Raw genomic sequence first — 4158 nt, 5'->3', positions numbered from 1 at the left:
ACTCGGAAAAGAAATTTAAAGAGGGGGGTGACAAATGTCTATGATTTCTACAGTTTCCGTGAAGAGATGGTTGACTTGGAAGTTATTATTCTTGGAAGTGGAGACACGGTTGGAACACCAAAATTAAATTGTAAATGCGAAACATGTATTATTGCTCGTCAGCAGGGCATTCCGAATGCTCGCACCCGTTTTGGAATAATTATCCGTGAACCAGAAAGAAACAGAAACATGGTCATAGACACCGGACCGGATCTTAGAGCTCAACTAATAAGAGAAGGAATAAACAGAATAGCAGCAGTCCTATATACACATCACCACTACGACCACATATTAGGGTTTAGCGAATTCTACCGGGTCCAACAATTTGTCAAAGTATTTGGATTAAAAGAAACACTTGACTTCGTACTGGAAAAAATGGGATTCAAAATAATCAACGCGAAGCGTAAAGAAATAAAGCTCTACGAAACCATCGACTACCACAATATTCAGTTCCAAGCCTTTCCAGTTTACCATCCCAGCTGGAATGTTACCCATCCGGAGTCAATCATACAACCGATTGGCTATAATTTTAATATTAACGGCAAAAAGTTTGTTGTTACTGGTGACACCGGAGTGAGAATTCCAGAGGAGTCCTTGCGAATCATGAAAACCCCGGACCTCCTAATAACCGATGCATTTATAGACAAACCAACCCACTTCCTAGACCACCACATGACAGTAAACGAGGCCATTGAACTAGCAAAAACACTCAAAGCTAAGAAAACGGTACTAATTCATCTTGCACACATGAATCCTCCACATGAAAAATTACAGGAAAAAGTTGATCCCACCAAGGAAAAGATTTTAATCGGATACGATTCTTTAAAACTATTTCTATAAATTGATTAGGATTTAAAAAAAGCAAATTTATACATTAGGATTTAATGGGGGTTTAACGGTGCTTTTCCGTTGGATTACCACTCCCTCCAGATTTTTGGGATGCGACTCATTTCCAACCCCCGTGTTTTAACATCGCCCGCGAAACCGTACCGGAGCATAATTGGTTATGTGTAGCTTTCTGAACAGGAATCCTGAATAATCGACATTGAGATTCTCGGGAAGCAATTCGTAGGCTGTTTTGTGAACATAGTATTGAATATCAGTGCCGTTTAGATTGCCTTTGTTCTCAAATCCTTCGACTTCCAAAATTTCTTTTTCAGGGTATAAGTCTATTCGGATCTCTATTCTGCTGCCGCCTCAGGCATAAACTCTATCGGGCCATATAGCTATAGCTGGTTTTTCATTGTTCTTTGATATTGTTTCCGAGGTTTTGGCGATGTATTCTTTTGCGTTTTCTGTAAGAGTTATATCCAAATTTATCACTACTCTGGGTTCGGTTATTCACGATTGTTCACAGTTAGCACATCAATGCTAGGATTATAAATAACACTTCATATTTAACTTTTTCCACCAACAAAATATTGTAAAGTAAAATGTAAATCATTATATAAAAAAAGAAAAAATAGCTAAATTACCGCTCTTCTCAAGTAATGAACTCAATAAAAGGCTAGCGTTTGAAAATAAAAAATTATAAAAATGGAAATTTTGAGCAATCATAATAAAATAGAGAGCCCCCCATCTTCAGGAGATTATGGGAACAAGCCTCTCAACTCTATGGCTCTCGCTACACGCCCCACGGCTAAAATATAAGCCGCGGTCCGCATATCCACCTTTTTCTTCTCATGAATAGAGAGCACAGAATCAAACGCTCCAAGTATTAACTGTTTAAGTCTTAAATTAACGTCCCGCTCATTCCATAGAAAAGCCTGAAGAGACATTACCCACTCAAAGTATGAGACTATAACTCCTCCAGCGTTTGCCAGAATATCGGGTATTACAGGTATGCCGCGGTCTATTAGTATTTCGTCTGCCTTGGGCGTTGTGGGAGCGTTGGCTCCCTCCACTATTATTTTTGCCTCTATATCATTTGCATTTTCATGTGTTATTTGGTTCTCCATAGCTGCGGGAAGGAGAACATCCACGTCCATACTAAGAAGCTGTTTGTTGGCCTTCTCCAAATTTGGTACGTATTCTATGTTTTTGCCTTCAAATTCGGATAACGGTTTCCCTGTTCTTACATGTTTTAGTAGTTGGTTTACGTTTAAACCATCGGGGTTAAATAGGCCACCCTCTACTGTTGTGATGCCGACTATTTTGCATCCTTTTTCGGTTAGAAATTCTGCGGCGTAGGATCCTACTTTTCCGAAGCCTTGTATGGCAACTGTTGAGCCTTTTAAGGGTATTTTGTAGTATTCGAGTGCTCTGCGAGTTATGAACATTACGCCTTTTCCGGTTGCGTATGATCTTCCTTTGGTTCCGCCTATTTCTAGGGGTTTACCGGTCACTACGCCGGGTACGGAGTAGCCGGTCATCATGGAGTAGGTGTCCATCATCCAGGCCATTGTTTGCTCATTGGTGTATAGGTCTGGTGCGGGGATGTCTTTTTCGGGACCGATAATGGGTAGGATCATGTAAGTGTATCTGCGGGTTAGTCTTTCCAGTTCGCATATAGACATTTCTTTGGTGTTGCAGATTACCCCTCCTTTGGCTCCTCCATAGGGAATATCTGCCACGGCGCACTTCCAGGTCATTAGAGCCGCTAGGGCTTTGATCTCGTCGTAGGTTACTGAGGGATGATATCGGACTCCTCCCTTACAGGGTCCGCGAGCGTAATTGTATTGTACTCGGTACCCTTCGTATACGTTGATGCTTTCGTCGTCCATTCTTATGGGTATGGATACTTCTAAGGAGCGTTGCGGTTTTCTGAGAAAGTTGTGAATGTTATGGTTCAGATTCATTATTTCAGCGGTTTTGTCTAGTTGATTCAACACGTTTTGGAAAGAGTTCTCTTTTCCCATTTAGAAGCACAACCTATAATTATTTCCTAAATATCACTTTCTTTAGGTTTTATTTAAGGATTGGTATAAATTTATACTCAAAAATTAAAATTTTAGTGAGTCAATCTGTCGTTATTAAAAATAATGACTAGGTTTTTTACTTTTGAATTTTAATACCTTTTGTGTTTCCGCTTGGAGTTCGTCTAGGTTTTGATAAAGCATATCCAAGTATTTTCTTGCTGTTTCTGCTCTTTTTTGAATGCCTTCATACAAGATTTGGAAAATTTGACTCTTAAGTAGTTCCGCTGCCCATTTGAGAACATGTACTTTTTCTTTTTCTAATTTTACTGCTTGGTCTACAACATTGAGTTCTGTTCTAGCCTGTATTAAATTAAATGCGAGATCTTCTACTTGAATATTTTTAGGAATTAGTTCGTCTGTTGGTATCTCGAAACGAACAAACGACTCGAACTTTTTCAGAGCAGTCTCTTTATCTCCCCAAAGTGCAGCAGGTATTAGTTCGGTAAATTTTTCCGAATGTTCATATGCTTCTCTTCGAACATCTAATAAAATCTTCAGATCTTTTTGTATCTCATTAAATGTATCTAAAATTTTTAAAAAGTCTTTGAATTCATATTCAACCCCAATTTTATCGGAAGGAGTTAAGTAACCAGTGATTCTCAAAAAGCTTTCAGCAAATTTTTTCAAATTTTCGAATAAATTCAATAGTTTATTTATACATTTATGTGATGAATCCTTTAGTGCCTCTTCAAAAAGAACATGAAACTCATTGTCGAGATTTAACCATTTTTTTATTGTTTCCTCCAAATCACTCACAAAGTGTTCAGCAATTTCGGATCTTAGAATTTTTAAAATATCAGGAAGCTCTTTTAGCTCTGAAAGTAGAAGAGTAAACAGGTCTTTGATTTTGGGAGAAACAAAATCTAATGTGCTACTAATATTATATTTCAGGAAACCCAGGTCTATTTTTTGTGGTTCTATAATATCCTCAAGATTTTTTTTTCTAATAAAAATATTAGAATGTTCTTTTACTCCAAGTGAATCAGCTATATTATAGAAAAAGTCAAACCAAAGGGTCATAGCTTTAAAGTACATATCAAGGAAATATACGAACTTTGACAGTGATACAGTTGACCATTGAATTGCATCAACAAATTGGTGAAATTTGTATTCTTTAAATTCTCTCTCAGTTTGCTTAGAAAACCCATCATCTATTGAATAGAGATCTTTCGAGAAATTCGCAATCAATCTGAAATATTTT

The 4158-nt window shown here is 37.7% G+C and carries 4 protein-coding genes; 1 reads left to right on the top strand and 3 read right to left on the bottom strand.

Going from position 1 to position 4158, the window contains the following annotated elements; translation table 11 throughout:
* The coding region (locus ACUVXA_RS17365; RefSeq protein ID WP_445872544.1) for an MBL fold metallo-hydrolase at positions 1-879 on the top strand (879 nt) is incomplete at its 5' end.
* 126 nt (positions 880-1005) lie between these two features.
* Here the strand turns inward: ACUVXA_RS17365 and ACUVXA_RS17360 are convergent.
* The 3 genes from ACUVXA_RS17360 to ACUVXA_RS17350 form a co-directional block, all read right to left on the bottom strand.
* Positions 1006-1185 (bottom strand): hypothetical protein, encoded by a 180-nt coding sequence (locus tag ACUVXA_RS17360; protein ID WP_445872543.1) that lies wholly within the window; start codon positions 1183-1185, stop codon positions 1006-1008.
* A 443-nt stretch (positions 1186-1628) separates the two neighbouring features.
* Entirely contained in the window at positions 1629-2897 is a 1269-nt protein-coding gene (locus ACUVXA_RS17355; protein WP_445872542.1) for a Glu/Leu/Phe/Val family dehydrogenase, read from the bottom strand.
* Positions 2898-3011: 114 nt separating this feature from the next.
* Positions 3012-4145 (bottom strand): hypothetical protein, encoded by a 1134-nt coding sequence (locus ACUVXA_RS17350; RefSeq protein ID WP_445872541.1) that lies wholly within the window; start codon positions 4143-4145, stop codon positions 3012-3014.
* Positions 4146-4158: the final 13 nt, after the last annotated feature.

It is taken from the genome of Candidatus Jordarchaeum sp. (genome assembly GCF_052745115.1).
This window is presented reverse-complemented; position numbering and strand designations above follow the sequence as displayed.